Source organism: Streptomyces sp. KL116D, from assembly GCF_030766975.1.
Classification (GTDB): Bacteria; Actinomycetota; Actinomycetes; order Streptomycetales; family Streptomycetaceae; genus Streptomyces; species Streptomyces longispororuber_A.
In genome coordinates, this window is the sequence record NZ_JASERH010000024.1 from 16,796 (window position 1) to 43,088 (window position 26,293).

Sequence of the window (26,293 nt, forward strand, 5' to 3'; positions counted from 1 at the left end):
AACCCATGAGGGTGACGGAGGGCGGCCATCGGCCGGTCCACGATTGGCGCCATAAGCATTCATATGACTGAGTGTCAGGAATGGAGCGAGTGCGGTACGAGGAGCAGGCATGGCCGGGAAACGCCGATGGACGAAGCGCAGCAGACTTCCGCTGATCGCGGCGGGAGTCCTGATCTCACTGGTGGTCGCGTCAGGATCCGTGTCCATCGAGCGTGCGAACGCCAGCCCGCGCGGCGGGCCGACCCCGCCCGCGCCGACGAACCCCATCCCGTGGTGGCCGTCAGGAACACCTGACCCGGCCGGCCCGGTCGCGGCCAGCCCGGTCGCGGCCAGCCCCGAGCCCACGCCGCGGCCGAGCACTCCCGCGCCGGCCGAGTCGACCCCGTCCGTCCCGTGGTGGCCGACGGAGTCCCCCACGCCGCAGGTGCCGGCCGAGCCGGAGAAGTTCCCCGCGTTCGGGGCCTACCTGGACTACGGGCCGCTGGGCGTCACCCGGATGAAGAACCTGTCGGAGTGGCTGGGCGGGGCCGATCTGCGCGTCGGGCACACCTATCTCCCCGGTGACCGCTGGAGCAACATCGAGGGCTCGCCGCCGTTCCTCAACAGCTGGGCCCGCTGGCGCAAGGAGCGCGCGGACCGGCTCTTCGTCCTCAACGTGCCGATGCTGGAGCGCAACGAGGAAGGCGTGCCGGACGCACAGGTGCGGAGCCTGCTCCGGCAGGGCGCGGCCGGCGACTTCGACGCGCACTTCAAGAAGCTGGCCGAGCGGCTGGTCGACCTGGAGGTGCCGGACACCGTCCTGGTGCTCGGCTGGGAGATGAACGGCATCACCTACACGCACCGCTGCGGCCCCGATCCCGCGGCGTGGAAGAAGTACTGGTCCCGGATCGTCACGGTGATGCGGTCGGTGCCGGGCCAGAAGTTCCGCTTCGACTTCACGCCCAGCCGGGGCCGGGACGCCGTGCCGTGGACCGAGTGCTATCCGGGCGACGACGTGGTCGACATCGTCGGCATGGACTCGTACGACCAGCCCGAGGGCAAGTCCTTCGACGAGCAGGTGTCCGAGCCGTACGGGCTGCAGGAGCAGGTCGACTTCGCGGTGCAGCACGACAAGCCGATCTCCTATCCGGAGTGGGGCCTGTTCCGCAACGGCGACAACTCCGAGTACATGCGGCGGATGCTCGCGTGGATGGACGAGCACAAGCCGCTCTACAACACGCTGACGGACTACTGTCCGCACGGCGTGTGGCAGTGCGACGAGAACCCGAAGGCGTCGGAGATCTACCGGGCGGCACTCACCGGCCGCGACAAGCCGGTCGAGCCCGCGCAGCCGACCACCCCGACGCAGCCGACCGATCCGACGCGGCCCCCGCAGTGTTCTCCGGTGGACCTGGGCGACTGGGTCGAGCACTGGCTGGGCGGCAAGCTCTGCCTGAAGTTCGACTGGTGGCAGCGCAACTCCTGAACCGGCGTGACCGCCGCGCGCGGTGGCGGCCCTAGGCCGGATCGCCACCGCGCTCCTTCCAGGCACGGCGGGCCTGCTTGGCCAGGGACCTGGCACGGATGTCGGCGAGGAGCGCGGCCAGCTGGGGCGCGGAGCTGCGCCGGGCCAGCAGGAACCGCTGGTTGACGCGCTGCTCGGGGCGCCAGTGCAGCTTGTACGGCTCGGTGCCGCGCAGCAGGCTCAGCACGTCCGTGCGGGAGGTGTCCTGGAGGTGCTGGGCGCACGAGCGCAGCAGCATCGTGGCCACGTCGATCTTGCGGTCCCGCAGCTCGGGGTGGGCGCCGTAGAGGTAGCCGCCGGCCAGGCGCGGCGACACGAAGGTCAGGTCGGCTGCGACCACGGAGCCGTCCAGGGTGAACTCCGTGACGACCGCGTCGCCGGTCTCCGCCATGAGGGCGACCGAGCGCGTCAGGTGCTCGGCGAAGCGCGGCTTGACGTGCTCGGTCGTCACCTTGCGCTGCTGCCACTGGAGTTGGTGCAGCTCCAGCAGCCGGCGTACGGAGGGGCCGACCTCGGCCGCGGGCACGACCCGGCGTTCGATGCCCGCCGCGTCCAGCTTGCGCATCTTGGCGCGGGCCCGCTGCGCCCTGGGCCGCGGCAGCCGCTGCACCAGGTCGTCCATCGGCAGCGCGGGAAGTTCGAGGCACGCCGAGTCCGCGCAACGGCGCCGCGGCCCCGGCCAGTCGTCGTGCAGGGCCTCCACGGCACTGCCCGGCCGCACCTCGCGGAAGTCGATCACGGCGCCGGCCGCCAGCTTCCACAGGCCGGTGCGCAGGGCGTCGAGCGCGGGCCGGACCGGTCCGTCGGGGCCCTCCTCGACGAGGACGTCGCTGAAGTCGGAGATGCCGGTGCCGAGCGGCGTCAGGGTCGGGAAGGGGCGCAGCCGCCGCATCAGCGGGGCGGCCGCCACCAGCCGCCCGTCCTGGCGCACGAGCACGACGCGCAGCCGCCCCGTCCCGCCGTAGGAGAGCCACCACGAGTGGAGCCAGGCGTGGCTCTGGAACGGTGTCGCGGCCGCCGTCGACCGGTGCAGCCGGTTCCACTCCTCGCGCAGCGCGCCGAACCCGGCCGGGTCCGTGCACACCGTGACGGCGAGGCCGGGCGTGCCCGTCGGCATCAGGCGCCACCCCGCAGCCCGGCCGCGGTGGCGGGGGCCGGGACGGTGGCCGCGGCCGGTCCGGCCTCACGGCGCGGGCGGACCAGCAGTGCGAGGCCGCCCAGCAGGCCGCCGGCGCAGGCGCCGACGAGCGTGGTCAGCGCGGCGGACGGCGACGACGGGTCGGTCGGCTTCACGGCCCGGGTGAAGCGCAGGAGTTCGACGTGGGTGTCGTCCTTGGTGTGGCCGGCGTTGACGGTGAGCGCGCGGGCCACGGCGTTGGCCATCTCCATGGCCTGGGCGGGCTCCTCCGCCGACGCCGAGATCGCGACCATGGGGGCGTCCGGCGACGTCTCGGCGCGCACCTGCGACTGCAGCGTCTTCACCGGGACGCCCGCCGCGACCTGGGCGTCGCTCAACACCGCGACCTGCGTGGCCACCCGGCTGTAGGCCTGGGCGAAGCCGAGCGCCGACATCGGGTCGGACTTCTCCGTCGGCACGGCGATCACATAGCTCGTCGCCGTGTACTCGGGCGTACTGACCGCGCCGTACACGCCGCCCGCCAGCGCACCGGCCACGATGCCCACGGGCAGCGGCCACCAGCGCGGCGGCTTCCTCCGGCCCGTGCCGGTCGCGGCGGAGGGCGCGCGGGCCACGGTCCTGTCCTGTGCGGCTTCGGTCATGACGTACTCACTCCTCGCGTCGGTGCGCGCAGGGCCGTCGCGTACACGTCGTGGTGCAGGGCGGCGCTGCGGGCGATGCTGTAGTGGAGGGCGGCCTGGGAAGGTGCTCTGCCGGTCGCCGGCTCATTACGGATTCTTCGGACTTCCCGGACGAACGAGGCAGGTTCGCACGGGACACGGACGGCGTCGGCCACCGTGCCCGAGGGCAGGTCGTCGAGCGCGGGGCAGCTGACGTGGAGCACGGGCAGTCCGCCGGCCTGCGCCTCCACCACGGCCAGACCGAACGCCTCGTCGACGGACGGCGAGCCGAGGACGTCCATCGCGGACATCAGCGCGGGCAGGTCGACCACGCCGTCGGACGGGTCCGCGGCCGTGTGCGGGCGCTCCCCGGCGAACACGACCCGGCCGGACACCCCGGCCCGGGCCGCCGCCGCACGCAGCGCCGCCTCCTGCGGCCCCGTGCCGACGAGCAGCAGCCGCACGTCGTCCGGCAGGTCGCGCAGGGCGTCGATCAGGACGTCGAACCGCTTGCCCGGCACCAGCCGCCCCACGCCGCCGACGACGAACGCGTCCGGCGGCAGGCCGAGTTCGCGGCGCACGGCGGCCCGGGCCCCGGCGTCGAAGGCGAAGCGGGAGACGTCGACGCCGTTCGGGACGACGTGCACGCGGTGCGGCGCCACGCCCCACCGGCGCAGCCGCTCGGCGACCGCGGGGGACACGGCGATCGTCGCCCGGCCCAGCTTCTCGCCCAGCAGGTACAGGGCGCGCACGCCGGAGGTCAGCGGGCGGCCCTCGATCTGGCCGTCGCCCAGCGAGTGCTCGGTGGCGACGACCGCCCGGACCCCGGCCGCCCGGGCGGCGATCCGGCCGTACAGACAGGCGCGGTAGAGGTGGGTGTGGACGACGTCGTACCGGCCGTCCCGCACGATCCGCACCAGCCGGGGCAGGGCCCGGCCGTCCCGGTTGCCCGCCATCCCGAGGTGGGCGACGCGCACCCCGTCGAGGCGCAGCCCGTCGGCGACCTGCCCCGGGTGGGTCAGGGTCACGACGTCGTGGGTACCCGGCAGATGGCGTACGAGCAGCCGCAGTTGCTGTTCCGCGCCTCCGGCGCCGAGGCCGGTGATGACGTGCAGCACCCTCACCGGGCGCCCTCCTCGACGTGCCAGGCGCGGCGCCGCACCCGGTGCACCCGGCGCTTGAGTTCGAGGCGCCACGGGGCGTCCCGCTGCCCGACGTACACACGAGGCATCGCGTACACGCTGGTCAGGGGGCCGGGCGAGATGGCGCAGCCGTAGCGGTAACCGGCTCGGCGGACGGCTTCCACGGTCGGCGGGTCGACGTGTCCGTACGGGTAGCAGAAGCCGTGCACGGGGCCGCCGGTGAGCTCCTCCAGCTGCGCCTTGCTGCGCTGGACCTCGGCCCGCCGCTCGTCGTCGTCCGCGTGGGTGAGGTCGACGTGCAGGAGGCCGTGCGAGCCGATCTCCATGCCGGCCGCCGCGGCCGCCCTGATGCCCTGCGCGGTCAGCAGCGGCTTGCGGGGGCCCTCGACGTCCCAGCCGTTCTCGCCGCCGAGCCGGCCCGACAGGACGAAGACCGTGGCGGAGCACTCGTAGTGCCTGAGCAGCGGCACCGCGTTCTCGACGAAGTCCCCGTACCCGTCGTCGAAGGTCAGCCCGACCAGGCCGCGCCCGGCGCCCCGGCTGCGCGCGTCGAGGAGCTCGGCGACGCTGACGCCGCGCAGCCCGCGCGAGCGCAGCCAGCGCAGCTGCTGCCCGAGGCGCTCCGGGGTGACGGTGACGTCGTACGGGTCGTCGGCGCAGTCGTCCACGGAGTGGTACATCGCCACCCACGGGGCACGTCCCGGCAGGAGTTCCCTGGTCCTGGGGCCGGGTGGTTCCTGGAGCGCTGTTTCAACGGGCATTGCGGAGCTTTCTGGTCGCGATGCGGACGGCGGGCAGGAATGCCTGGACGTTCAGGGCCCACAGGAGGAAGCCGAAGACACCTCCGATGACCAGGCACCCGGCGGCGAAGGACTCCAGCGGCCGGTCGATCCGGGCCACGCACAGCAGCCCGGCGGCGGTCGCGGCCACCGCCGCGAGCAGCGTCTTGCCGAGTTCGAGGAGCACTGCCGGGATCCGTACGGGCACGCTGCGCCGGTCCATCGCGGTCAGCAGCAGGACGGCGGTGAACGTGATGCCCAGCGCGTTGGCCGCGGCGATGCCGCCGACCCCCCAGGCGCCGACCGCCCAGGTGCCCGCGCCGGCCGTGAGCGTCATGCCCGCGGCCATCGAGGCGACCGGGTACCAGGTGGGGCGTCCGGCGGAGAAGTAGGAGCGGACGAGGGCGCCGACGAGACAGTGGCCGAGCAGCCCCAGCGAGTAGACGCGCATGATGGCCGCGGTGGCGGCGGTGTCCTCGCCGGTGAACGCTCCACGCTGGAAGAGCAGTTGGACGATCTGCGGGGCGCAGGCGAAGACCACGGCGGCGCCGAACAGGACGATGCAGGCGGCGAGCGCCACGTCGCGCTCGACCCGGTCACGGGCGCGCTCGGTGTCGCCGCGCGCCAGCGCCTTGGCCACCACCGGGAAGGTGACGGTGCACAGCATGAGGGAGAGCACCATCGGCAACTGCGCGACCTTCTGCGCGTAGTTGAGGTGGGAGATGGCCCCGGACGGCAGCGAGGAGGCGAGGAAGCGCTCGATGAAGACCTGCGCCTGCCGGCACAGCGCGAAGAGCAGCACCGTCGCGATCAGCGCCAGGTCCATCGACTGCCGCTTGGCCGCCTTCGCGTCCTTCCCGCCGGCCACGGCCCCGTGGGCGGCGCTCGTCAGCCGGCGGCGCAGGGACGGGGCCTGGACGAGCACCATCAGACAGCCGCCGACGGCCACCCCCGCCGCCGCGGCGCGCACGCCCCAGCGGTCGGCCAGGATCAGCAGGGTGCCGATGATGCCCGTGTTGTACGCGACGTAGATGGCGGCCGGGGCGAGATAGCTGCTGTGGGCGCGCAGGGCGGCACTGCAGTACCCGGCGAGCCCGAACGTCAGGACGCAGGTCGCGGTCAACCGGGTGCAGTCGACGGCGAGTTGCGGATCGGGCAGGCCGGGCGCGAGCAGCGCGACCAGCTGCGGCGCCCCGATCATCAGCAGCACGGCGCAGGCCAGGAAGGCGAGGGTGAGCCGGGGCAGGGAGCTGGCCACCAGCGCCCGCACCGGGTCCTGGTCCCGCAGCTCAGGGACGCCGCGCGCGGCGATCGCGGCGCTGAACGCGGGCACGAGCATGAACGCGAGGCCGTCCTCGATGAGCAGGGTCGACGCCACTTCGGGCACGGTCCACGCCACCAGGAAGGCGTCCGTCTCGCTGCCGGCCCCGAAGAGGTGCGCCAGGGCCTGGTCACGGCCGAGGCCGAGCAGGGACCCGGCGGCGGAGAGCACGGCGGTGAGCAGCGCGGCGCGGGCCAGGAACGTACTGGACGAGCCGTCGCCCTTGTCACCGCTCTTGTCGGTGCCGCCCGGCGCCGGCTGCTGGGCCGGCAGCGCGGGCGAGAGCAGGGTCTCGTCCCCGTCCGCGGGAAGCGTGGGCTTCATCGCTCGCCCGCCGACCCGGCCACGGCCGCCGGGGCCAGCGCCCACCAGGCGGCCAGGCCGAACACGACGCCGGTGAGCACCGTGGACGGGCCGCCGATGTCCGCGTAGACGAAGTCGATCATCTGCCAGGTGAGCAGCCCGCAGGCGAGGAGCGCGCAGTCGAGGCCGCGCTTCCCGCGGTGCGCCGTGCCGAGCCGCCGTACGCCGCACACCAGCAGCGCGGCCCAGGCGCCCGCGATGGCGCACAGGCTCAGCAGGCCCTGCTCGCTGAGGACCAGGAGGTACATGTTGTGCGGCGACAGCAGCGGCTGTCTGCGGAACGCGGCTCCGGCGCCGGCCACGTCACTGCCCGCGGAGAGGGCGATCGAGGCGTGGCTGTCGCGGTAGGCGGGGAAGTTCTTCAGCCCCACCCCGGTGGCCGGGTGTTCCTCCCACATGTCGATCGCCGCCGCCCACATCGTGTACCGGTCGGTGACCGACTGGTCCGGGGCGGCGGTGACCTGCGTGATGCTGCTCAGCCGCTCCTGGAGCATCGACGAGCCCACGCCGAACCCGCCGACGAGGACGACGGCCGCGGCGGCCCCCACGGCGAGCAGCTTGACGGCCCTGCGCAGTCCGGCGAGGACGATCTGCAGCACGCAGACGACGGCCGTGGCGATCCAGGCGCCGCGGCTGAAGGAGAGCGCCAGCGGCACCGCGAGACCGAGCGCGCAGACCAGCGCGACCGTCCGGGTGCGGGGCGTCCCGCCGCCGCCGAGGGCCAGGGCGACGGCGCAGACCAGGCCGTACGCGACCACGGTGGACATGCCCATCACGTCCGTGGCGCCGAAGGTGCCGACGGCCCGGATGTCCTCCCCCGCGTACGAGGCGCCGGTGCCGGTCAGGTACTGGTAGACGCCGATCGAGCCCTGCCACAGGCCGAGCCCGACCAGCGACCAGCCGACCAGCCGGAAGTCGCCGCGGTCGCGGACGAGCAGCAGTACGGCGGCGGGCACCAGGACGAGGACCTGGTAGTAACGCACCATCCCCCCGACGGCGTTGGCCGGTGAGTCGGCGCCGAGCGCGGCCACGGCGACCGCGACGACGGGCAGCCCGAGCACGACGAGCGCGGTGCGGGTCAGGGGGCGCTGCCGCAGGCGCACGGCACGGACCGCGCAGAAGAGCACGACCAGGCCGGAGACGGCGTCGGCGGGGGTGCCGCCGCTGCCCTCACCGGCGCCCGCGCCCAGGGGCACGCCGAGCATGGCGACCAGGAGGACGACCGGGAGCACGGGTCCGGCGCGCCGCACGGCCCGCCGGCCTGCCGCCACGGGGCTGGTGCGCAGTTCGGCGAGGGCAGGGGTGGCAGGGAGGACCGTCACGTCGTCAGCTTCCCGTCGGCCGGAAGAATTCGGTCGCGGTGCGCAGCAGGATGCTGATGTCCTGCCACAGCGACCAGTTGTCGATGTACGCGTTGTCGAACCGGCAGCGGTCCTCGATGGACGTGTCGCCGCGCAGCCCGTTGATCTGGGCGAGTCCGGTGATGCCGGACGGCATCCGGTGCCGCTCGTTGTAGCCGGGGTGGGTCTCGCTGAACTGCACGACGAAGTACGGGCGTTCGGGCCGCGGACCGACCAGGCTCATGTCGCCGCGGAAGACGTTCCACAGCTGGAGCAGCTCGTCGAGCGAGGTGCGGCGCAGGAAGCGGCAGAACCACGGCATGTGGTGCTCGTTGGCGACGCTCCAGCGCGTCGCGGACTCCATCGGGTCGGCCGGGCGGTGCGTGCGGAACTTCAGCAGGGTGAAGGGCCGCCCGTCCTTCCCGATCCGCTCCTGCCGGAAGACCACCCCGGGCCCCTCGCTGATCCGCAGCCACAGGGCGCAGGTCAGCAGCACCGGGCTCGCCGCCACCAGCAGCAGCGCGGAGACCGCCAGGTCGAGGGCGCGCTTGCCGGGATGCGGCGGGAAGGGCGGCCCCACGACCGGCCGGCAGCGGAACCCGGCCACGTGCCGGTCCGCCCCGCGGTACCGCGGCACGTACGCCGACGGCTCCGGATCCAACTCCCAGATCTCACAGTGCAGTTCGCTCAGACTGCGCAGCCAGGCACGGTGCCCGGGGGCGCTGGAGCTGCCCAGCACGATGGCCCGCCGCACCCCGTTCTGGATCACCGCGCGGCGCATGTCCGCCACGGTGGTCAGCACCGGCAGGGCGGGCGCCGCGTCGTTCGTGCGCTGCTGCTCCCCGCCGCCCTCACCGACGATGCCGACGAGCCTGACCCCGCTCGCCGGGTGCCGCTGCAGGGCGGCGGCGACGCGGGAGGCGGTCTGCTCCGGCCCCACCAGGAGGGTCGTGCACGGCCGCCGTACGAGGGCCACGCGCCGCCGCCAGTGGACGAGCGCCCGGCCCAGCAGGGTGAGGCCGACCTGGGCGGCGACGCCCGAGAGCACCACCGTCAGGGGGATCCGCTGCAGGACCGGCAGGCTCACCGACGCGGCCATGAGCACGCACCAGGCGGCCGCGGTCCGGCCGGCGACGGCGGGACAGTCGTCGAGCATGTACCGCTGGTCGGCGACCCGGTAGAGCCCGGCGTTCCGGTAGAGGGCGAGGACGAGGACGACGAACGCCGCGACCAGCAGGGGGTGGCGCTGGAGCGGGGTGAGGGCGACCGTGCCGAGCAGCGCGGCGGTGCAGTCCGTCGCGAGCAGCAGCGCGCGGGAGGAGTCGTCCTGGGCGGCGCCGCCGACCAGGGTGATCCGGGGGCTGTCCGCGGTCCGCTGCGCGACGACGGTGGCGGTGGAGGAGACGGTTCTTTCCTGGGTCACGTCGCGACCGGCTTCCTGTGCTCGATGGTCTCCAGCCCCAGAAGTTCGCCGTACACCTGCGCGACCGCCGCGGCGGTGTGCCGGACGTCGTGGTGCGCGTGCACGTGCCGGCGGGCGTCACGGCCCAGCGTGCGCAGGCCCTCGGCGTCGCTCAGCAGTCCGATCAGGGACCGGGCGAGGGCGGCGGGGTCGTCCGGCGGGGTCAGGCACCGGTCCGCCGCGCCGGCCGGCAGGCTCTCGCGGGCTCCGTCGACGTCCGTGACGAGCACCGGGCTTCCGCAGGCCATGGCCTCCAGCGGAGCAAGCGCTATGCCCTCCCACCGGGAGGGCATGACGACCAGATCCGCCGCTCGGTACCAGGGCGCCGGATCGTCGACGGCCCCGGCGAAGGTGACCGACGCGGGCGCCGCGGCCCGCAGCCGCTGGGTGTCGGGCCCGTCGCCCACCAGGACCAGGCGGGCCCGCGGCAGCTCCCTGAGCACCTCCGGCCACGCCTCGACGAGGACGTCCTGGCCCTTCTGGCGGCACAGGCGTCCCACGCACACGACGAGCGGGCCCGCCGGGGAGTCCGCCGCACGTACCGGGGCGGACGGGCCCTGCGGGCCGAAGCGGTCCAGGTCCACCCCGTTCGGGACGAGCCGCCACTGCGCCTCGATGCCGAGGCCCCGTCCGGTGTTCAGCTCGGCCCGGCTCACGCACAGCAGCCGGGAGGCCCAGCGCGCGCCGCGCCGTTCCCAGGTCCTGGCCAGGCGTGCCGCGGTCCCCTCGACGGCCTCGAAGGACCAGGCGTGCGGCTGGAAGACGGTGGGGATCCGGCCCCGGACCACGAGCCGGGCGACCAGTCCCGCCTTGGCGCTGTGGGCGTGGACGACGTCGGGACGGACCCGGGCCACCACCTCGGAGAGCCGCCGCCCCTCCCGGAGCACGCTCGGCCCCGGGGACCGGGAGGCCTCCCACGCCAGGACCTCGCAGCCGAGGGCGGCCAGGCGCCCCGGAAGGCTGCCGGCGGCGGGGCAGGCCACCACGACCTCCATCCCCGCCGCGCGCTGGCTGCGCACGAGGTCGGCCACCACGCGCGCCACTCCGCCATCGACCGGCTGCGTCACGTGGAGAACGCGCGGCGGCAAGGGTGCAGACGTCACAGGCATCGCCTCTTACTTGGCTGAACTGGGGGAAGCGGCGGAAGCGGCTAGGACCGGGCGTCGACGGCGCCGAAGAACACCCCGATCCAGGCCGGATCCCCGGTGGACACCAGCCGGAGGTCCAGCGCCCGGCCGCCGCGGGCCAGGGCCTTGCCGAGCGCGAACACGTCGGAGTCGTAGCCGAGGGTGTTCGCGTGCGCGGGGGTCCGCCGCGGCTGGTCGCCGGGCTGGCTGATGGTCGAGTTGAGGACGTCCGCGGCGGGATTGGCCCGGTCGGACAGCCGCACCGGCCCGCCCCGCCCGGTCGACACGGTCAGCGAGTCGCCGGTCCTGCCCCGGTCGCCGTTGTAGGCGACCAGGCCCGCGTAGCCGCTCGCGCCCTTGGCGACCGGGACCCGCACGCGGAGGTCCTTGCCGGGGTGCTCCCGCGTGAGGGCGTCGAATCCGTCGCGCAGGAAGAGGTGGCGCAGCGGCTCGGCCTTGTTCTCGTACGCGGCGACGAGCGTCCAGCCGCCCCAGGCGCCGGCCGCCGTACGGCCCATGGCGACGTTGAGCTGCGCCACGGTGTACGGGCCGGACCCGCTGGCCCGCACCAGGTCGGTGACGTCCGCCGAGGCCTGGTAGGCGTCGGCGCCCTGGGCGACCCGGTGCCCGACCACGGTGTCGGCCAGCACCTGCTTGTACGCGCCGCCGGGCTCCGCGATCAGCACGCGCCCGTTGTCCTTGGGCGGCTTCTGCTCGCCGACGCGGAGGTTGCCGCCCCAGTACAGCCGGGCGTAGGTCACGCGCGATCCGGCCGGGACGCGGATCTCCGCGCTGGAGGAGTTGTAGGTGTTCGGGTCGCGATCGATGTCCGTGTAGAACATGTCGAAATCGCCGTTGCTCGCCGTCGCGCCGGAGCGCGCCGCGGCACACCCGACCTTCTTGACGGAGTCGGCGCCCCGGCAGGTGATCGCCGCGTTCGCCGCGCGCACGAATCCGCCGTGCATCAGGGCGTCGTACCGCGTGGTGAACGGGATGCTGGGCTTCTCGGTCCCCGGCGCCGTCGCCATCGCCTGGCTGGACAGGGACACCGCCGCGAACGACAGCAGGCCCACCGTCACACGGCGCAGGAAACAGCCTTTCGAATTACGCACGGCCGGCTTCCCTTTCAGGAATGAGCAGACGCTCTGCAGCGCCAGGCAAGGAATTGAGATAATCACACTTACCTATCGGCTCCCCGCAGTGCATACCGCCCCGCACGGGGAGCAGCCAAGAGTAGCCGCCAGAAAGTGAGTTTCACTTGATACACGATGTGTGTTGGAGTTGTGAAATTCCGGCTGGCGTGGCGTCGACGCTCCGCGACGCACTTCAATGACCTAACGGGTATTCACCCGTTCGGAGCCGCAACCCCATGCACGGCCGCCGCGTTGCACCACGCGCCGGGCGTCTGTCCCGGCCCTCACGCAACGACCCAAGGAGCATGTTCATGTCGCGTACCGCGAAGGCATTCGTCTTCTCCGCCGTGGCCGCCGCCGCGATGGCCGGCACCGCCGGCGTCGCCGCCGCCGACAGTGGCGCGCAGGGTGCCGCCACCGACTCCCCCGGTGTCCTCTCGGGCAACGTCCTCCAGGTGCCCGTGCACGTGCCGGTCAACGTCTGCGGCAACACCGTCAACGTCATCGGTCTGCTGAACCCCGCCTTCGGCAACACCTGCGTCAACAGCTGACCGGCGCAGCCGACTCTTCCGCAGCCGCCCCTGGCACAGGGGCGGCTGTTCCTGTTTCCGCGGGAGGTCCGGGGCGCCCTTGCTCCGTATGGGGGTGGGCACCCCAGGGACGGCCGCAGGGGTCCTCACCTGGCACAACGGCAGGGAGGACGGGACCGGGCGAACACGGAGAGCGGTGGCTCGGTTGCAGGTCGTGTTGGTGCATCTCACGGTGAACACAAGCACCAACACGCCCTCGAAGGGGAAAAAACATGTCCGCTTTGCCCGTACGGCGCCTTGCGACCTCCGCTCTCTGCGCGTCCCTCCTGATCGGAGCGGCAGCTCCGGTGTTCGCCGCGGACTCCGCCGATGAGCGCGTCAGCCGCACGGTTGTGTCATCCGCTCCCGTACCCGACGCCAACGCGCTGCTGGGTCAGGTCAAGAGCCTGCACGACACCGGTGGCGTGCTGACGCCGGTCACCGACCTGCTCGACGCCGTCCTCAAGACGAAGGACGGCAAGCTCCCCGCCGAGGACGCCCAGAAGCACGCCGACGCGATCAAGACCGCGATCGACGCCGCGAAGGACGGGGCGGCCGCCACCGCACCCGTCCCGGACGCCGCCGAAGAGGCGGTGCCCGACGCCAAGGCGCCGCTCGACGTGAAGGGCGACGCCCTGACCGCGCTGCAGTCCGCCGTCGACGCCCTGGTGAAGGCGGCAACGGCGGGTGACGTCACCGCCGTGGCCACCCAGGCGCCGGTCGTCGTGACCGGACTGGTCAACTTCGTCGCCGCCACGCTGCTCAGCGGCACGCTGCCCGCCCCCAACCTGCCGGGCCTGCCCGCGCTGCCGCAGCTGCCCACGTCCAACCTGCCGTCCACCCCCACCCTCCCGCAGACCCCGGCCGTCCCCCAGACCCCGGCCCTGCCCCAGACCCCGGCCCTCCCGCAGACGCCGTCCCTGCCGCAGACGCCGTCCCTCCCGCAGGCGCCCCTCCCCTCCTAGCCCCTGCGCCAAAGAGCCCGCCGGGAGCAGCCGCACAGGCCGCTCCCGGCGGGCTCTCCGCATGCGCACGTAATTCATATGTACGCCGCGTTTCCGTCGGCGACGACGGTCGTTATGCGAGGAGAAGCGATACGCCGAGCATTTCTCAATGCTTCGGACGGTGAATGTTCCAGGCTGATGGCGAAATGCCATCGAAGAAAGGAAAAACAATGAAGGCTCTTAAGGCCGCTGCTGTTGTCGCCGGTTCCCTCGTGATTGCCGGTGCCGCCGCCCCCGCCTTTGCCTCGGACCTCACTCCGATGAGCCTGAACGGCGCCCTGGACACCATCACCAGCCAGCCGACGCTGGACGTCAAGCCGGTGGACACCAACCTCCTCGACCCGAAGAGCGACGGCCTGGTCGACACCGTCAAGGGTGCCGCCGACGGCCTGGACACGGGCGGCGCCGCCGAGGCGCCCGCCGGTCTGCTGGGCGGTCTTCCGCTCGCCAAGTAATCCCCGTTCCGCCCGCTGATCCGAATGGGCGAAGGGTTTATGAGGGTGTGTCTTTGAGGCTGTCCGTGCAGACGGCCCCATACGATCCGGGAAAACCCCCCTGAGGAAGGTCACTGAAATGAAGACTGCCAAGAAGGCCGCTCTCGTCCTTGCCGCCGCCGGTTTCGCCGCGGGTGCCGCTTCGGGTGCCGCTTTCGCCGACGGCGGTGCCAGCGCCGAGGGTGCCGCGGTGGAGTCCCCGGGCGTCGCCTCCGGCAACCTCGGTCAGCTCCCGGTGCACGTTCCGGTGAATGTCTCCGGCAACACGGTCAACGGCATCGCCGGCCTGAACCCGTCGTTCGGCAACACCGCCGTCAACGACTGATCGGGCAGCGGCGTTCAACGCGCTCGTCACGCCACGCATTCGAAGGCTGGTTCGGAATTCCGGTTCCTGAACCAGCCTTCGGCGTTTCACACCACACCATCGAGTATGACCCGTTCCGCCGACCGAGTGACAGTGCGGCGGCGCGCCGACGCCGTATCGCTAGGCTTCCTCGGTGACTTCAACGTCGAGTATTGACACCACGTTCCGGGCAGCCGATCTGGGAACTCTCGCCGTCATCGCATGGAGTGGGGAACACATCGGCGAGGAAGGCGACATGCCTTTCCTCCTCGCCTATTCCCTGGGAGATTCTCCGGCGGGCCCCGAGGCCGCGGAGGCGGCCGTGCTGGGGCTCCTGCGCAACAACGGCCTGACGATCGGCACGACCGTCCACGACGGCTCGCGGCATCCGAGCTTCCCGGTCTCCCTGCTCGTCGAGGCAGGCCAGGCCGTCGTCACGATGCCGCTGCTGAACGCCCAGTGCGCCGTGCCGCCCGAGTGGCTGGCGGCCGCCGAGGAGCGGGGCCACGCGTACTTCGTCTTCACCAGCCGGCCCTGGCCGGCGGCGACGCCCGGCCGGCCCGTCAGCGAGGACGAACTGGAGAGGTTCGCGGGCGACGAGGGGACCCTGACGGCCGCCGCCCACTGCCTTCTGCCGATCCGGCGCATTCGCTCGTGACGTCCGGCTCATGCGTCCGTGGTGCGGCGACGGGCCTGCCGCCACCGCACCACGGACGTCCGGGTCCGCGTGGGCCGGGTCAGCCGACCCCGACGCCCAGACCGAGCCCGAGCCCCAGGTCGAGGCCGCCGTGGTGGTGCCAGTGGTGCCAGCACTCCCAGTCGTCGCCGCAGGGGTGGGAGGCCGCGGACTGCGCGGGCGCCTGGGACGTGGCGGCCTGGGCCGTGCCGGTGAGGGGCAGGAGGGCGGCGACGGCGATCAGGGCCGTCACCGAGGCCCGCCGGGCGATCTGCTTCACGGGAGAAGTCCTAACTGTGTGCTTTCGGGACATAAGCGACGCTAGCGCCGCCCCTCACGCTTGTCGCGCCGAGCGTCACAGATCGATCACTCTCTGTGATCACGCCTGTTCGTAGTACCGAGGAGAGTCCAGTGAGCACCGACTACCGGCACGAAGCCGCCGCACGCCTCCGGCCTCCCGCGGGACGGCAGGACGAACGGACCGCGGACAGCGAGCCACCGGTCGAGCGGCTCACCGGCCTCGCGGTCCTGCTCGTCGTCACCGGGGCCGCCGGGCTGCTCGCCTCCTGGGTCATCACGCTCGACAAGTTCAAGCTGCTGGAAGACCCGAACTTCACCCCCGGATGCAGCCTGAACCCGGTGGTCTCCTGCGGAAACATCATGAAGAGCGCGCAGGCCGCCGTGTTCGGATTCCCCAATCCGATGCTGGGGCTCATCGCCTACGGGGTCGTGGTCTGCGTCGGCGCGAGCCTGCTGGCGGGCGCGCGGTTCCCCCGCTGGTACTGGCTCGGCTTCCAGGCCGGCTGCGCCTTCGGGGTCGGGTTCGTGACGTGGCTGCAGTTCCAGTCGCTGTACCGGATCAACTCGCTCTGCCTGTGGTGCTGTCTGGCCTGGGCGGCCACGATCCTCCTGTTCTGGTACCTGACCTCGTTCACCGTCCGCAGCGGCTTCCTCCCGGCGCCCCCGGCGGTGCGCGCCTTCTTCGCCGACTTCTCGTGGGTCCTGCCCACGCTGCACATCGGGGCGATCGGGATGCTCGTGCTGACGCGCTGGTGGGATTTCTGGACGAGCTGATCCGCCGCGTCCGCGGATTAGTCCCGCCGGGGGAATTCTGAACTGATGCCGCGCAAAGGGTCGTTACCCCTGATGCGTCATCGTCCTGAGATGAAGGGTCCATCCCCACAATGAGCATCAAGGTAAGAGGAACGATCGCGGTGCTGGCGGGTTGCCTCGCCGCCGCGGCAGGCTCCACCCCCGCCGTCGCGTCGGCGAACGTACCCGTCGAGGTACCCCTCGGCGGCGTGGAGAGCGCGCTGCACACGGACCTTCCCCGGCTCAGCACCGAGGCCCCCGTGCCGATCCCCGGGACGCCGGAAGGCCCTCGGTACGCGACGGACCACGTGCTGCCGCAGCAGCCGCTGCCCCGGCTCCCGCTCAGCAGTGAACTGCCCGCCACCGAGGCCGATCTGCCGCTGCCTCAGCTGCTCCCCTCGGACGACGTCGACCACCTCGGCCTGCGCACCGAGAGCTCCGGCGTACAGGCCCTCACGCCGGGGGCCTCCGTGAACCCGCCCCTCACCGGCCCCCGTCCGCACGCCTTCGGGCTGCCGCAGGTGACCGCCCCGCAGGCGGCCCTCGGCACCCCCGACGTGCAGGCGCAGCCCGGGGCCGACCTGGGACTCGGCTGACGCACCGGGTGGGCCGGCGAGCCACAGCCCGTCGTCCGGCCCACCCGGCTCCCGACGCTCCGTCACGTGACCGGGCTGCCAGACCTGCCGGAGGAGATGGTCGTGAATTCCCGCGTGTCCCTGACCTACCCGCGCCCCGCCGAGAGCGTCGCGGCGCCCGCAGCCACGGGCCGGGCACCGGACGGAAGACCACTGCTGACCCGGCGCAGCGCGGCCCTGATCCTGCTGGGCGCCGCCTCCACCACCGCCGCCGTCCTCCAGCTGAGCCCGTCCGGGACGGACGAGCCGGGTCCCGGCCCCGAGTCGTTCGACGAGACGTACCTGGGACGCCGCATCACCGGCGTCCGGTCGTCCGACGCGGCGGCGGGCGGTGTGCCCGCCTGGCAGGTCGCCGTCGACGGACGCCCGCTGCACCTCATGCGCCGGGCCGACGGCTCGTACCTCAGCATGGTCGATCACTACGCGTCGTACCCCACGCCGCTCGACGCGGCCCGCGGGGCCGTGGCGGAGCTCGGCGACCAGCAACTGCGGCCGCACGTCGGCGGGATGTGATCGGCGATGGTGCACACACGCCAGAACCAGAACACGTTCAGCAAGGCGCAGAAGAGGCGCTTCGTGGACGCCGTGCTCGCGCTCAAGCGCTCGGGCAGGTACGACGAGTTCGTCCGGACGCACATCGATTTCTACGTGGGCGACGGTGACGGCGCCTTACGCGTGGCGCACATGACCCCCTCGTTCTTCCCCTGGCACCGCAAGTTCCTGCTGGAGTTCGAGCGGGCGCTGCAGAAGAAGGACCCGGGCGTGACCGTCCCCTACTGGGACTGGACCGTGGACCGTACGCCCGCCGTGTCGCTGTGGGGCGAGGACTTCCTCGGGGGCAACGGCCGCCGCACCGACCACCAGGTGACGACCGGTCCCTTCGCCCGGCGGCACGGCAACTGGACCGTGACCGAGGCCGTGACCGACGGCGACTTCCTGATGCGGGACTTCGGCCGGCCGCAGGCGCCGGTCGACCTGCCGAGCAAGGCGGAACTCGCCGGCGCCATGGACGAGACGCAGTACGACGCGAAGCCGTGGAACTCGCTGTCGGCCGGCGGTTTCCGCAACAAGCTGGAGGGCTGGCCCACCCGCCGCGGCGACCGGACCTGGTTCAACCACAACCGGGTGCACCGCTGGGTGAGCGGGCACATGCTCGGCGCCGGATCGGTCAACGACCCCGTCTTCTGGCTCCACCACGCCTTCGTGGACCTGTGCTGGTCGCGGTGGCGGCGGCGCCATCCGGACGTCGATCCCTATCTGCCGCTGGAGCGGCCCGGGCTCGGCGACCCCCAGCACGACCGCGTGCTGGCCGCGGGCGACGACATGCCGCCCTGGAACATCCCGCTGCGCGACATGCTCGAACACACGTCGCTGTACCGGTACGAGTGAGTTCGCCCGCCCGCACGTGAACGACGGCCCCCGGCACGGTGTGCCGGGGGCCGTCGTCAGGGTTCAGCGCGGGGGACTCAGCCGCCGTAGCCGGCGTCGCCGCCGTCGCTGTTCACGCAGGTGTTGCCGAAGGCCGGGTTCAGCAGGCCGATGACGTCGACGGTGTTGCCGCAGACGTTGACCGGGACGTGAATGGGGGCCTGGGCCAGGTTGCCCGACAGCACGCCCGGCGAGTTGGCGGCTTCGCCCTGGGCGCCGGCGTCGGCCATGGCCAGACCGGCGCCGCTGAGCACCACAGCACCCGTGCCGAATGCGACAGCGGCTGCCTTCGCGATGCGAGACATCACGTTCTCCTTTTGCTTGGCAGGTGCGGCCGCGTAGTCGCAGCCGTCGGCCTGTTCAACGGCGCGGCCCGGCAGGCAGTCACGGCTTATGCAGGGATACATCCTGAAAAGGGTAGTAATTCAGTCCTCACGGGTGACGCTCAATTCGTTTCCTCGAAGACGGGGACCACCGTCTTCCCGTCGTACGCACCGCCCTGGCACACCTGCGAACCGCCCCCGGCGTCAGCGCCGTCGTCCCAGCGCATCACGCCGCCACCGACCTGGCATTCGGCGGGTGCCAGATAGTCCAGGTCGAAATGCGGCCGACGTACGAAGGCGAATCCCGGGTCGGAGCCGTCGGACGCCGGGCCCGCTCCCTCGACTTCCTTGACGCACCGATAGGCGTCGCCGCCACCGTAGACGCGGAAGGCCGGCACGCCGCCCGCCGCCCGGCACTCCGCCGCGGTCAGCAGCACCGGCGGCTCCTCGGTGTCGGCCGTCGCGTGCGGCGCGCAGAGCCAGGCGAGGGCCGCCGCACCGAGCAGGACCGCGCATCGCGTGAAGAACATCCTTGGCCTCGCCTTTCAAGAACCAGACGCCCGCACCGTCGTTTCCCAGGAGTACCAACCGGTACTTTCCGGGCTCGTCCAGGGCCTGTCTATGAGGAGAGCACACATGAAGGTGGTCTGTGCCGGCGGAGGGCCCGCGTCCCTGTACCTGGCCATCCTTCTGAAGCAGCAGGATGCCAGCCGGGACGTCTCCGTCCACGAGAAGAACCCCGAGGGCGCCACGTACGGATGGGGCGTCACCTATTGGCCCGACATGCTCGACACGCTCAGGGCGCACGACGAGGTGTCCGCACGCGCCATCGAGGAACATTCGGTGCGCTGGAGCGACGGCGTCGCCCACGTCCGCGACCTGACCACCGTCCACCACGGCGACGAGGGATTCGCCATCGGCCGCCACCGACTGCTGAGGATCCTCGCGGAACGGGCCGGCGACCTGGGGGTCGACGTCCGGTACGGCCAAGCGCTGTCGCCCCAGGACCCGGCTCTGGAGGCCGACTTGGTCGTGGCGGGGGACGGCTCCCGGAGCCAGCTGCGCGACCGGCACGCGGAGCACTTCGGCACCCGGATCGTCTCGGGCCGCAACCGGTTCGTCTGGCTCGGCACGACGAAGGTCTTCCACTCCTTCACCTTCAGCTTCGTGGAGACCGACCACGGGTGGCTGTGGTGCTACGCGTACGGCTTCGACGGCACGCACAGCACCTGCATCGTCGAGTGCTCGCCCGACACCTGGACGGGGCTCGGCCTGGACGTCCTGGCGCAGGACGTCGCCCTGAAGCTGCTGGAGGGCCTCTTCGCCGGGCCGCTGGAGGGCCACCCGCTGATCGGCCGCACCGACGTCGACGGTCCGTCCCAGTGGCAGCAGTTCCCCACCGTCACCAACCGGGTCTGGTCGCACGGCAACCTGGTCCTGCTCGGCGACGCCGCCCACACCACGCACTACTCCATCGGCGCGGGCACCACCCTGGCGATGCAGGACGCGATGGCGCTGGCCAGGGCGCTGCGCGGACCGGCCCCGCTGCCGTCGGCGCTCGGCGAGTACGAGCGGGTCCGCCGGCGCGAACTGCTCCCGGTGCAGAGCGCGGCGCGGCACAGCGCGGGCTGGTACGAGAACCTGACGCGCTACATCGACCTGGAACCGCAGCAGATGTTCGCCCTGCTCGGCCAGCGCCACTCCCCGCTGCTCCCCTACGTGCCGCCGCAGCTGTACTACCGGGTGGACCGGGCGGTCGACCGGGCGCAGGCGCTGCGTTCGCTGAAGCGCTGGCTCGGACCCCGGATCGCGCGCATCCTGCAGAACAAATGAACCAGTGCTTACTCCGGCCGGTGCACTTCGTTGAGCACACCATGGAGAAGAAGAGAAACGACCCGACAGACCTGTCGCGTCCTGCTTCGGACACTCCGATCTACGAATCCGTGGTCCGCCTCTGGCGGGCCCACGGCAGGACGCTCCCGCGGCAGGCCAGGCCCAACCGGCCCGCCCGCGGCTGGGTTCGCGTGGACCGAAGCTGACGTCCGGCCGCACGGACACGCCCGCCGTCGGCCCAATTCGCCGTCCGAAGAGTCGGACAGCGCTCTGATAGGAGGGTCATATTCCCTCACCTATCAGGGAGAATCGATGCGTCTTCGCGCATTCGCAGCCGCCACGGTGCTGGCCGGTGCCTCTGTTCTGGGTTCCGCTGCCGTCGCCTCCGCGCTGGACGGACCCGACGGGGCCAGCGCGGCCGCGGTCGCCGAGCACAGCCCGGGCGTGCTCTCCGGCAACGTCGTCCAGATTCCGATCGACGTTCCGATCAACGCCTGCGGCAACTCGGTCAACGTGATCGGCCTGCTCAACCCGGCCTTCGGCAACACCTGCGTGAACGACTAGGTTTCACCGCTCCACGGGCCCCGGCCCGAAGAGCAGCGCCCGGACCGGCCGATGCCGGTCCGGGCGCTTCCTGCTCCGGTAGACCCTGTGGGACTCGAACCCACAACCAATGGATTAAAAGTCCACTGCTCTGCCAATTGAGCTAAGGGTCCACGCGCCGACTTAGGCCGACGCACCCCCGAGCATAGCCCGACAGCGCCGGGACACCGATCGGGTATCGGCATCCCGGAGTTTCGGGCGCGGGCCCGCGGGCTCAGCGCAGGAACCAGCGGCGGGCCGAGGCCAGCCACCAGATGCCCGCGAAGCCGAGGACCACGAGGACCGCGACGGGGGCGTAGTTGAACGTCTCCCAGGTGACCGGGGAGACCTGCGGCAGCATGAACAGGACCGTGATCACGGCCACCCACGTCACCGCGATCACCCCGACCACGCCGGACCAGCGGCCCAGGTGCCACGGCCCGCGCTCGAACGAGTCCCCCTTGCGCAGCCGCAGCAGCGTCGGGATGACGTAGGCGATGTAGAGGCCGATGACCGCGATGGACGTGACCGCCGTGTACGCCGTGACATTGATCAGGTACGGCAGGCCGAGGACCAGCGCGCCCGCCGCCGCCAGCCAGACCGCCGCGACCGGGGTCCTGGTGCGCGGGCTGACCGTGCGCCACACGCGCGAGAACGGGAGTGCGCCGTCGCGCGAGAAGGCGTAGATCATCCGGGAGTTGGCCGTCACCGAGGCCATGCCGCAGAACAGCTGCGCGCCGATGACCACCAGCAGGAGCAGCTTGCCCGCCGTGGCGCCGAGCGCGTCGAGCAGGATCTGCGCGGGCGGCGCGCCCGTCGGTGAGTCGAGCGCCCCGTCGTACGACTGGATCGCGAAGGTGAAGCCCAGCAGGAGGACGAAGCCCGCGATCCACGAGGTCCAGATGGAGCGCACGATGCCCTTCGGACCGGCCGTCGACGCGTCGTGGGTCTCCTCCGTCATGTGGGCGGAGGCGTCGTAGCCGGTGAACGTGTACTGGGCCATGAGCAGGCCGATGAGGACGACGTACAGGCCGCTGCCCCAGCCCGTGTTGTTCACGAACTCGCCGAAGACGAACGACGCCGACTGGTGGTGGTCCGGTACGAAGGCGAGCGCACCCACGATCACCGCCACGCCCAGCACGTGCCACCACACGCTGACGCTGTTGAGGAAGGCGACGATCCGCACGCCGAAGGTGTTGAGCAGGCCGTGCAGGACCAGGATCGCGGCGAACAGCAGGATCGTGCGGCCCGGCGTCACCTCGAAGTCGAACTGGAGGTTCAGGTACGCGCCCAGGAAGGACGCCGCCCCGAAGTCGATGCCGGCGGTCACGGCGACCTGGCCGAGCACGTTGAACCAGCCCGTGAACCACGCCCAGGCCGCCGCGCTGCGCTCCGGCGCGAGCCGGTGCGCCCAGAAGTAGAGGCCCGCCGACGTCGGGTACGCCGAGCAGATCTCGGCCATCGCCAGGCCCACGAAGAGCGTCATCAGGCCGACGCCGACCCAGCCCCAGGTGATCAGCACGGGACCGCCCGTGTTCATGCCGAACAGGTACATGGTCAGGCAGCCGGAGAGGACCGAGATGATCGTGAAGGAGACCGCGTAGTTGGAGAAGGCCGACATGCGGCGGGCGAGGACCTGCGTGTAGCCGAGCTGAGCGAGCCGTTCCTCGTCCGTACCCGCCGCCGCGGACGGCGGTTTCCGGTCAGTGGCTTCGTTCGCTTCACTTGTCATGCCCCCAGCGATTCCCTCGCCGGGGGCGCGCCATGCGGCCGGACTGCCGCCGGACTGCCGCCGCACGCGAAAGGGCCCGGGAGACGCGCAGTGCGTCTCCCGGGCCCTCAACTCAGCTGTGCGGATCAGCCGTTGCGCTTCCAGCGCGGCTTGTCGTCACGGCGACCGAAGGAACCGGAGCCCGAACCCGAGCCGGCGCCACGGTGGTCGTCGCGGCGGCCGTAGGGACGGTGGCCGCCGGAGGGACGGTCGTCGCGGCGGTCGCGGTTGAACGGACGGTCGCTGCCCCGGTGGCCCGACGGACGGTCGTCGCGGCGGAAGCCACCACGGTCGTTGTCACGACGCTCGAAGGAACGGCCACCACGGTCGTCGCGGTTGAAGCCACCACGGTCGCCACCGCGGTCGCCGTCACGACGGTCGTCGCGGCGGAAACCGCCACGGTCGTTGTCACGACGCTCGAAGGAACGGCCACCACGGTCGTCGCGGTTGAAGCCACCACGGTCGCCACCGCGGTCACGGTTGAAGCCACCGCGGTCGCCGCCGTCACGACGGTCGTCACGGCGGAAACCGCCACGGTCGTTGTCACGACGCTCGAAGGAACGGCCACCACGGTCGCCGTCCCGGCGGTCGTCGCGGCGGAAACCGCCACGGTCACGGTTGAAGCCACCGCGGTCGCCGTCACGGCGGTTGTCGCGACGCTCGAAGTTGCCCCGCTCGTCACGGCGCTGACGCGGCTCGTACGAGGACGAACGCTCGGCGCGCTCCGGCTGCGGCTCCGGCACCTCGGCAGCGGCCACGGCCTCGGCGGCGGCCTCCTGCGCGGCGGCGACGGCCGCGGCCACGCCCTCCTCGTCCTCGCCACGGTCACGGGCGGCGCGGGCGGTGAGGCGGTCGGCCTGCTCGCGCAGCTCGGCGGCGCGCCGGGTGGCGCGCTCCAGCTGCTTGGTCAGGCTGGTGACCTCGCGCTCGGCCTGCTGCGCGGCGTTGCCCGCGGACTCGGCCTCGACCTCGGTCATCGACCGGGCCCCGGTGATCTCCGCGACCTCCGGGTCGAAGGCGGCGCCGCCCTGGATGATGTGGCGGCCGGCGTCGACGCCCGCGTCCTCCATCAGGCGGAAGATCTGACGGCGCTGGTGCGGCAGCGACAGCGACACGACCGTGCCGGTGCGGCCGGCGCGCGCCGTGCGGCCCGCGCGGTGCAGGTAGTCCTTGTGGTCGCCGGCCGGGTCCACGTTCAGGACCAGGTCGATGCCGTCGACGTGGATGCCGCGGGCGGCGACGTCGGTGGCGACGAGCGCGTTGACGTAGCCGTCCTTGAAGTCGGCCAGCGTCCGGGTGCGGGCGCCCTGGGTCATGCCGCCGTGCAGCGCGTCGGCCTTCACACCGGCCTCGCGGAGCTGCTCGGCGATGCGGTCGGCACCCAGCTGCGTGCGGACGAAGATGATCGTGCGGCCCTTGCGGGAGGCGATCGCGGCCGTGACCGGCGCCTTGTCCTTCGGCTTCACGATGAGGATGTGGTGCGACATGGTCGTGACGGCGCCCTGGGCGGCGTCGACCTCGTGGCTGACCGGGTCGTTCAGGTAGCGCGTGACCAGGGTCTTGATCTCGTTCTCCATGGTGGCGGAGAAGAGCATGCGCTGGCCGCCGGCCGGGACCTGGTCCAGGAGCTCGGTGACCTCGGGCAGGAAGCCCAGGTCGGACATCTGGTCGGCCTCGTCGAGGACGGCGACCTCGATGTTGCTCAGGTCGCAGGCGCCGCGGTTGATGAGGTCGCGCAGACGGCCCGGGGTGGCGACGAGGATGTCGACGCCGCGCTCCAGCGCGTAGATCTGGTTGCCCATCGACGTACCGCCGCAGACGACCTTCATCTTCAGGCCGACCTGGTCGCCGTACGGCTGCAGCGCGTCCGCGACCTGCATCGCGAGCTCACGGGTCGGGGTGAGGATGACGGCGCGCGGCTTGTGCTTCTCGCTGCGGCCACCGGCCAGACGCGACAGCGTCGGCAGGCCGAACGAGAGGGTCTTGCCGGAGCCGGTGCGGCCACGGCCGAGGATGTCCTTGCCGGCCAGGGCGTCCGGGATGGTCGCGGCCTGGATCGGGAAGGGGGTGGTCACCCCGTTCTGCGCGAGCTTGCGGACGACGCCCTCGGGCAGACCCAGGTCGGCGAACGTGACGGTGGGCTCGTCGTTCTCGATGACGTCGTCGGCGTCGGTGTTCTCGACGTTCTCGACGATCTCGGTGTTCTCGGGGTTCTCGATGAGCTCGTCGGTCGTCTCGACGGCCTGGTCAGCGAGGTTCTCAGTGGAAATGGACATGCGAAATGCGAAACCTTCCGGAGTCTCGGCACGCGCCCGTCAACTCCGTGTAATTGCACATTCGCAAGTCGACCGCCTCAATGCGGTCCAGCCACGGCAAGGGAGAGTACGCGCCACGCGGCGCTCTCTTCAGCGGCGCCGGGCAAATGGGATCAAACGATCTACCACCATACGCACCCACTACCCCCCGAGGCAAACCCGATCCATGAGACCCGCCTCACAAGGCACCCGCCGGGGCGTCGCCTAGGCGGGATTCCCGGCCCGCGGCTCCGGCTCGCCCAGCATCTGCGGGGCGGCCTGCGGCTCGTGCGCGGACGACGACGGCTCGGCGGTCGTCGGGGACGGCGTGGGGGTCGGGGTGTCCGGCTCCTTCGTCGGGGCCGGGTCGGACGGCGTGCCGCGCGGCGTGCTCGGCCGGGCCGACGGCGCCGACCGGGACGGGGACACCGCGGCGGACGGCTCCGCACCGCGCGACGGGGACTCCGCTGCGGACGGCGAGGACGACGCCTCCGCCGGGTCGCCGGGGCTCGCGGACGCCTTTCCGGCCTGCGCCCCGACCTCGCGCCCGCCCTCGGAGACCACGGTCCCGCCGTCCGGCGCGGCGGCGCCGCTGCCCCGGTGCGCCGCGGAGTGCGACGGCGCCGGGTGGCCCCCGTCGTCGGCCACGCTCATGCACCCGGCCGCCGCGGCGACGGCCACCGTGGTCGCGGCCAGGCGTCCCAGTCGAAGGACACAGAGCGATACGGGCAGCTGGCGCACGGGCGAGCACCTCCGGGCATGTGACGGGGTCACCGTTCCCAACTCCCGTGCCCCGCAGGAGGACACGCGCCGCACAAAGCCCGCACAACCGCCACACGTCAGCCGTCGCGCCTCACCCGCCGCATCGCACGCGTGACGCCTCACCCGTAGCGCGTCACCCGTACCCGAGTGCGTGCAGCCGGGCGTCGTCGATCCCGAAGTGGTGGGCGATCTCGTGCACCACGGTGATCTCGGTCTCGGCCACCACGTCCTCGCGGGACGCGCACATCCGCAGCGTCGGCCCCCGGTAGACGGTGATCCGGTCCGGCAGGACGCCCGCGTACCACTCACCGCGGTCGGTGAGCGGCGTCCCCTCGTAGAGCCCGAGCAGCTCGGGATCGTCGGCGGGCGGCTCGTCCTCCACGAACACCGCGACGTTGTCCATCAGCCGCGTCAACTCGGGCGGAATCCGGTCGAGCGCCTCGGCCACCAGTTCCTCGAACTCCTCGCGCGTCATCTCCAGCACACGGCCATTGTCGGGTACGACCCCGCATATCCACC

28 protein-coding genes and 1 tRNA gene are annotated in these 26,293 nt (G+C 72.2%); 12 read left to right on the top strand and 17 right to left on the bottom strand.

All coding sequences use genetic code 11. From position 1 onward, the window contains the following. Window positions 1–109 precede the first annotated feature (109 nt). On the top strand, window positions 110–1,465 hold the full coding sequence (locus RBJ77_RS07460; protein WP_372344220.1) for a glycosyl hydrolase: 1,356 nt from the start codon (window positions 110–112) through the stop codon (window positions 1,463–1,465). A gap of 31 nt (window positions 1,466–1,496) precedes the next feature. On the opposite strand, the gene RBJ77_RS07465 is transcribed toward RBJ77_RS07460, so the two are convergent. The 9 genes from RBJ77_RS07465 to RBJ77_RS07505 are packed head-to-tail and all read right to left on the bottom strand — an operon-like array spanning window position 1,497 to window position 11,947. Beyond that, on the bottom strand, window positions 1,497–2,621 hold the full coding sequence (locus tag RBJ77_RS07465; RefSeq protein ID WP_372344221.1) for a GNAT family N-acetyltransferase: 1,125 nt from the start codon (window positions 2,619–2,621) through the stop codon (window positions 1,497–1,499). Beyond that, window positions 2,621–3,283: a lipopolysaccharide biosynthesis protein gene (locus tag RBJ77_RS07470; protein ID WP_372344222.1), complete on the bottom strand. Its 663-nt coding sequence runs from the start codon at window positions 3,281–3,283 to the stop codon at window positions 2,621–2,623. The genes RBJ77_RS07465 and RBJ77_RS07470 overlap by 1 nt, the downstream gene beginning before the upstream one ends. Then, complete coding sequence (locus tag RBJ77_RS07475) at window positions 3,280–4,425, bottom strand: glycosyltransferase (RefSeq protein WP_372344223.1); 1,146 nt, start codon at window positions 4,423–4,425, stop codon at window positions 3,280–3,282. Before RBJ77_RS07475 ends, RBJ77_RS07470 begins: the two co-directional genes overlap by 4 nt. Further along, window positions 4,422–5,204 (bottom strand): polysaccharide deacetylase family protein, encoded by a 783-nt coding sequence (locus RBJ77_RS07480; protein ID WP_372344224.1) that lies wholly within the window; start codon window positions 5,202–5,204, stop codon window positions 4,422–4,424. The genes RBJ77_RS07475 and RBJ77_RS07480 overlap by 4 nt, the downstream gene beginning before the upstream one ends. Beyond that, window positions 5,194–6,867, bottom strand: coding sequence for a murein biosynthesis integral membrane protein MurJ (murJ, locus tag RBJ77_RS07485; protein WP_372344225.1), 1,674 nt, complete (start codon window positions 6,865–6,867; stop codon window positions 5,194–5,196). The genes RBJ77_RS07480 and murJ overlap by 11 nt, the downstream gene beginning before the upstream one ends. Beyond that, a complete protein-coding gene (locus tag RBJ77_RS07490; protein WP_372344226.1) occupies window positions 6,864–8,228 on the bottom strand; it encodes an O-antigen ligase family protein in 1,365 nt (454 codons plus the stop codon). Before RBJ77_RS07490 ends, murJ begins: the two co-directional genes overlap by 4 nt. Before the next feature lie 4 nt (window positions 8,229–8,232). Next, window positions 8,233–9,669 carry a sugar transferase gene (locus tag RBJ77_RS07495; protein ID WP_372344227.1) on the bottom strand — a complete coding sequence of 479 codons (1,437 nt, stop codon included), beginning with the start codon at window positions 9,667–9,669 and terminating at the stop codon, window positions 8,233–8,235. Then, complete coding sequence (locus tag RBJ77_RS07500; RefSeq protein WP_372344228.1) at window positions 9,666–10,817, bottom strand: glycosyltransferase; 1,152 nt, start codon at window positions 10,815–10,817, stop codon at window positions 9,666–9,668. Before RBJ77_RS07500 ends, RBJ77_RS07495 begins: the two co-directional genes overlap by 4 nt. 41 nt (window positions 10,818–10,858) lie before the next feature. Beyond that, on the bottom strand, window positions 10,859–11,947 hold the full coding sequence (locus RBJ77_RS07505) for a DUF3344 domain-containing protein (protein WP_372344229.1): 1,089 nt from the start codon (window positions 11,945–11,947) through the stop codon (window positions 10,859–10,861). A 332-nt stretch (window positions 11,948–12,279) separates the two neighbouring features. Between RBJ77_RS07505 and RBJ77_RS07510 the strand changes: the two genes are divergently transcribed. From RBJ77_RS07510 to RBJ77_RS07530, 5 genes are all read left to right on the top strand, one after another. Continuing rightward, a complete protein-coding gene (locus RBJ77_RS07510; RefSeq protein ID WP_372344230.1) occupies window positions 12,280–12,519 on the top strand; it encodes a chaplin in 240 nt (79 codons plus the stop codon). 251 nt (window positions 12,520–12,770) lie between these two features. After that, complete coding sequence (locus tag RBJ77_RS07515; RefSeq protein ID WP_372344231.1) at window positions 12,771–13,502, top strand: hypothetical protein; 732 nt, start codon at window positions 12,771–12,773, stop codon at window positions 13,500–13,502. Between the two features lie 209 nt (window positions 13,503–13,711). Continuing rightward, window positions 13,712–13,996, top strand: coding sequence for a hypothetical protein (locus RBJ77_RS07520; RefSeq protein WP_372344232.1), 285 nt, complete (start codon window positions 13,712–13,714; stop codon window positions 13,994–13,996). A 118-nt stretch (window positions 13,997–14,114) separates the two neighbouring features. Continuing rightward, the gene (locus tag RBJ77_RS07525) at window positions 14,115–14,360 is read left to right on the top strand and encodes a chaplin (protein ID WP_255980428.1); all 246 of its coding nucleotides are present in this window, start codon (window positions 14,115–14,117) and stop codon (window positions 14,358–14,360) included. Between the two features lie 172 nt (window positions 14,361–14,532). Then, the gene (locus RBJ77_RS07530; protein ID WP_372344233.1) at window positions 14,533–15,036 is read left to right on the top strand and encodes a DUF5949 family protein; all 504 of its coding nucleotides are present in this window, start codon (window positions 14,533–14,535) and stop codon (window positions 15,034–15,036) included. A gap of 79 nt (window positions 15,037–15,115) precedes the next feature. On the opposite strand, the gene RBJ77_RS07535 is transcribed toward RBJ77_RS07530, so the two are convergent. Continuing rightward, a complete protein-coding gene (locus RBJ77_RS07535) occupies window positions 15,116–15,334 on the bottom strand; it encodes a hypothetical protein (RefSeq protein ID WP_372344234.1) in 219 nt (72 codons plus the stop codon). Between the two features lie 248 nt (window positions 15,335–15,582). Here RBJ77_RS07535 and RBJ77_RS07540 point away from each other — a divergent pair, with 248 nt between their 5' ends. The 4 genes from RBJ77_RS07540 to RBJ77_RS07555 all read left to right on the top strand — a co-directional run bounded on the left by RBJ77_RS07540 (window position 15,583) and on the right by RBJ77_RS07555 (window position 18,170). After that, on the top strand, window positions 15,583–16,128 hold the full coding sequence (locus RBJ77_RS07540) for a vitamin K epoxide reductase family protein (protein WP_372344265.1): 546 nt from the start codon (window positions 15,583–15,585) through the stop codon (window positions 16,126–16,128). Between the two features lie 110 nt (window positions 16,129–16,238). Then, on the top strand, window positions 16,239–16,742 hold the full coding sequence (locus tag RBJ77_RS07545) for a hypothetical protein (RefSeq protein WP_372344235.1): 504 nt from the start codon (window positions 16,239–16,241) through the stop codon (window positions 16,740–16,742). 66 nt (window positions 16,743–16,808) lie between these two features. Beyond that, on the top strand, window positions 16,809–17,294 hold the full coding sequence (locus RBJ77_RS07550; protein ID WP_372344236.1) for a tyrosinase cofactor: 486 nt from the start codon (window positions 16,809–16,811) through the stop codon (window positions 17,292–17,294). Between the two features lie 6 nt (window positions 17,295–17,300). After that, the gene (locus RBJ77_RS07555; protein ID WP_372344237.1) at window positions 17,301–18,170 is read left to right on the top strand and encodes a tyrosinase family protein; all 870 of its coding nucleotides are present in this window, start codon (window positions 17,301–17,303) and stop codon (window positions 18,168–18,170) included. Between the two features lie 77 nt (window positions 18,171–18,247). Here the strand turns inward: RBJ77_RS07555 and RBJ77_RS07560 are convergent, their stop codons facing one another. Next, complete coding sequence (locus RBJ77_RS07560) at window positions 18,248–18,514, bottom strand: chaplin (protein WP_255980432.1); 267 nt, start codon at window positions 18,512–18,514, stop codon at window positions 18,248–18,250. Between the two features lie 140 nt (window positions 18,515–18,654). Then, on the bottom strand, window positions 18,655–19,062 hold the full coding sequence (locus tag RBJ77_RS07565) for a hypothetical protein (RefSeq protein WP_372344238.1): 408 nt from the start codon (window positions 19,060–19,062) through the stop codon (window positions 18,655–18,657). Between the two features lie 106 nt (window positions 19,063–19,168). On the opposite strand from RBJ77_RS07565, the gene RBJ77_RS07570 reads away from it, so the two are divergent. Together RBJ77_RS07570 and RBJ77_RS07575 are read left to right on the top strand one after the other, a co-directional pair. Next, window positions 19,169–20,365, top strand: coding sequence for an FAD-dependent monooxygenase (locus RBJ77_RS07570; protein WP_372344239.1), 1,197 nt, complete (start codon window positions 19,169–19,171; stop codon window positions 20,363–20,365). Window positions 20,366–20,677: 312 nt separating this feature from the next. Beyond that, window positions 20,678–20,929 (top strand): chaplin, encoded by a 252-nt coding sequence (locus RBJ77_RS07575; RefSeq protein WP_255980411.1) that lies wholly within the window; start codon window positions 20,678–20,680, stop codon window positions 20,927–20,929. Window positions 20,930–21,008: 79 nt separating this feature from the next. Here RBJ77_RS07575 and RBJ77_RS07580 read toward each other — a convergent pair. The 5 genes from RBJ77_RS07580 to RBJ77_RS07600 form a co-directional block, all read right to left on the bottom strand. Beyond that, a tRNA-Lys gene (locus RBJ77_RS07580) sits at window positions 21,009–21,081 on the bottom strand. A gap of 101 nt (window positions 21,082–21,182) precedes the next feature. Next, complete coding sequence (locus tag RBJ77_RS07585; RefSeq protein ID WP_372344240.1) at window positions 21,183–22,679, bottom strand: amino acid permease; 1,497 nt, start codon at window positions 22,677–22,679, stop codon at window positions 21,183–21,185. Between the two features lie 125 nt (window positions 22,680–22,804). Beyond that, entirely contained in the window at window positions 22,805–24,994 is a 2,190-nt protein-coding gene (locus RBJ77_RS07590) for a DEAD/DEAH box helicase (RefSeq protein WP_372344241.1), read from the bottom strand. Window positions 24,995–25,237: 243 nt separating this feature from the next. Then, the gene (locus RBJ77_RS07595) at window positions 25,238–25,753 is read right to left on the bottom strand and encodes a hypothetical protein (protein ID WP_372344242.1); all 516 of its coding nucleotides are present in this window, start codon (window positions 25,751–25,753) and stop codon (window positions 25,238–25,240) included. A gap of 154 nt (window positions 25,754–25,907) precedes the next feature. Further along, window positions 25,908–26,258: a metallopeptidase family protein gene (locus RBJ77_RS07600; RefSeq protein ID WP_181512717.1), complete on the bottom strand. Its 351-nt coding sequence runs from the start codon at window positions 26,256–26,258 to the stop codon at window positions 25,908–25,910. Window positions 26,259–26,293 lie beyond the last annotated feature (35 nt).

What these genes read in the sequence shown, in the direction of transcription:
- RBJ77_RS07480 (WP_372344224.1), bottom strand. Translation starts at nt 5,204, where the DNA reads ATGCCCGTTGAAACAGCGCTCCAGGAACCACCCGGCCCCAGGACCAGG.
- RBJ77_RS07515 (WP_372344231.1), top strand. Translation starts at nt 12,771, where the DNA reads ATGTCCGCTTTGCCCGTACGGCGCCTTGCGACCTCCGCTCTCTGCGCG.
- RBJ77_RS07525 (WP_255980428.1), top strand. Translation starts at nt 14,115, where the DNA reads ATGAAGACTGCCAAGAAGGCCGCTCTCGTCCTTGCCGCCGCCGGTTTC.
- RBJ77_RS07520 (WP_372344232.1), top strand. Translation starts at nt 13,712, where the DNA reads ATGAAGGCTCTTAAGGCCGCTGCTGTTGTCGCCGGTTCCCTCGTGATT.
- RBJ77_RS07555 (WP_372344237.1), top strand. Translation starts at nt 17,301, where the DNA reads ATGGTGCACACACGCCAGAACCAGAACACGTTCAGCAAGGCGCAGAAG.
- RBJ77_RS07470 (WP_372344222.1), bottom strand. Translation starts at nt 3,283, where the DNA reads ATGACCGAAGCCGCACAGGACAGGACCGTGGCCCGCGCGCCCTCCGCC.
- murJ (WP_372344225.1), bottom strand. Translation starts at nt 6,867, where the DNA reads ATGAAGCCCACGCTTCCCGCGGACGGGGACGAGACCCTGCTCTCGCCC.
- RBJ77_RS07585 (WP_372344240.1), bottom strand. Translation starts at nt 22,679, where the DNA reads ATGACAAGTGAAGCGAACGAAGCCACTGACCGGAAACCGCCGTCCGCG.
- RBJ77_RS07590 (WP_372344241.1), bottom strand. Translation starts at nt 24,994, where the DNA reads ATGTCCATTTCCACTGAGAACCTCGCTGACCAGGCCGTCGAGACGACC.
- RBJ77_RS07570 (WP_372344239.1), top strand. Translation starts at nt 19,169, where the DNA reads ATGAAGGTGGTCTGTGCCGGCGGAGGGCCCGCGTCCCTGTACCTGGCC.
- RBJ77_RS07465 (WP_372344221.1), bottom strand. Translation starts at nt 2,621, where the DNA reads ATGCCGACGGGCACGCCCGGCCTCGCCGTCACGGTGTGCACGGACCCG.
- RBJ77_RS07545 (WP_372344235.1), top strand. Translation starts at nt 16,239, where the DNA reads ATGAGCATCAAGGTAAGAGGAACGATCGCGGTGCTGGCGGGTTGCCTC.
- RBJ77_RS07575 (WP_255980411.1), top strand. Translation starts at nt 20,678, where the DNA reads ATGCGTCTTCGCGCATTCGCAGCCGCCACGGTGCTGGCCGGTGCCTCT.
- RBJ77_RS07560 (WP_255980432.1), bottom strand. Translation starts at nt 18,514, where the DNA reads ATGTCTCGCATCGCGAAGGCAGCCGCTGTCGCATTCGGCACGGGTGCT.
- RBJ77_RS07510 (WP_372344230.1), top strand. Translation starts at nt 12,280, where the DNA reads ATGTCGCGTACCGCGAAGGCATTCGTCTTCTCCGCCGTGGCCGCCGCC.
- RBJ77_RS07460 (WP_372344220.1), top strand. Translation starts at nt 110, where the DNA reads ATGGCCGGGAAACGCCGATGGACGAAGCGCAGCAGACTTCCGCTGATC.
- RBJ77_RS07565 (WP_372344238.1), bottom strand. Translation starts at nt 19,062, where the DNA reads ATGTTCTTCACGCGATGCGCGGTCCTGCTCGGTGCGGCGGCCCTCGCC.
- RBJ77_RS07500 (WP_372344228.1), bottom strand. Translation starts at nt 10,817, where the DNA reads ATGCCTGTGACGTCTGCACCCTTGCCGCCGCGCGTTCTCCACGTGACG.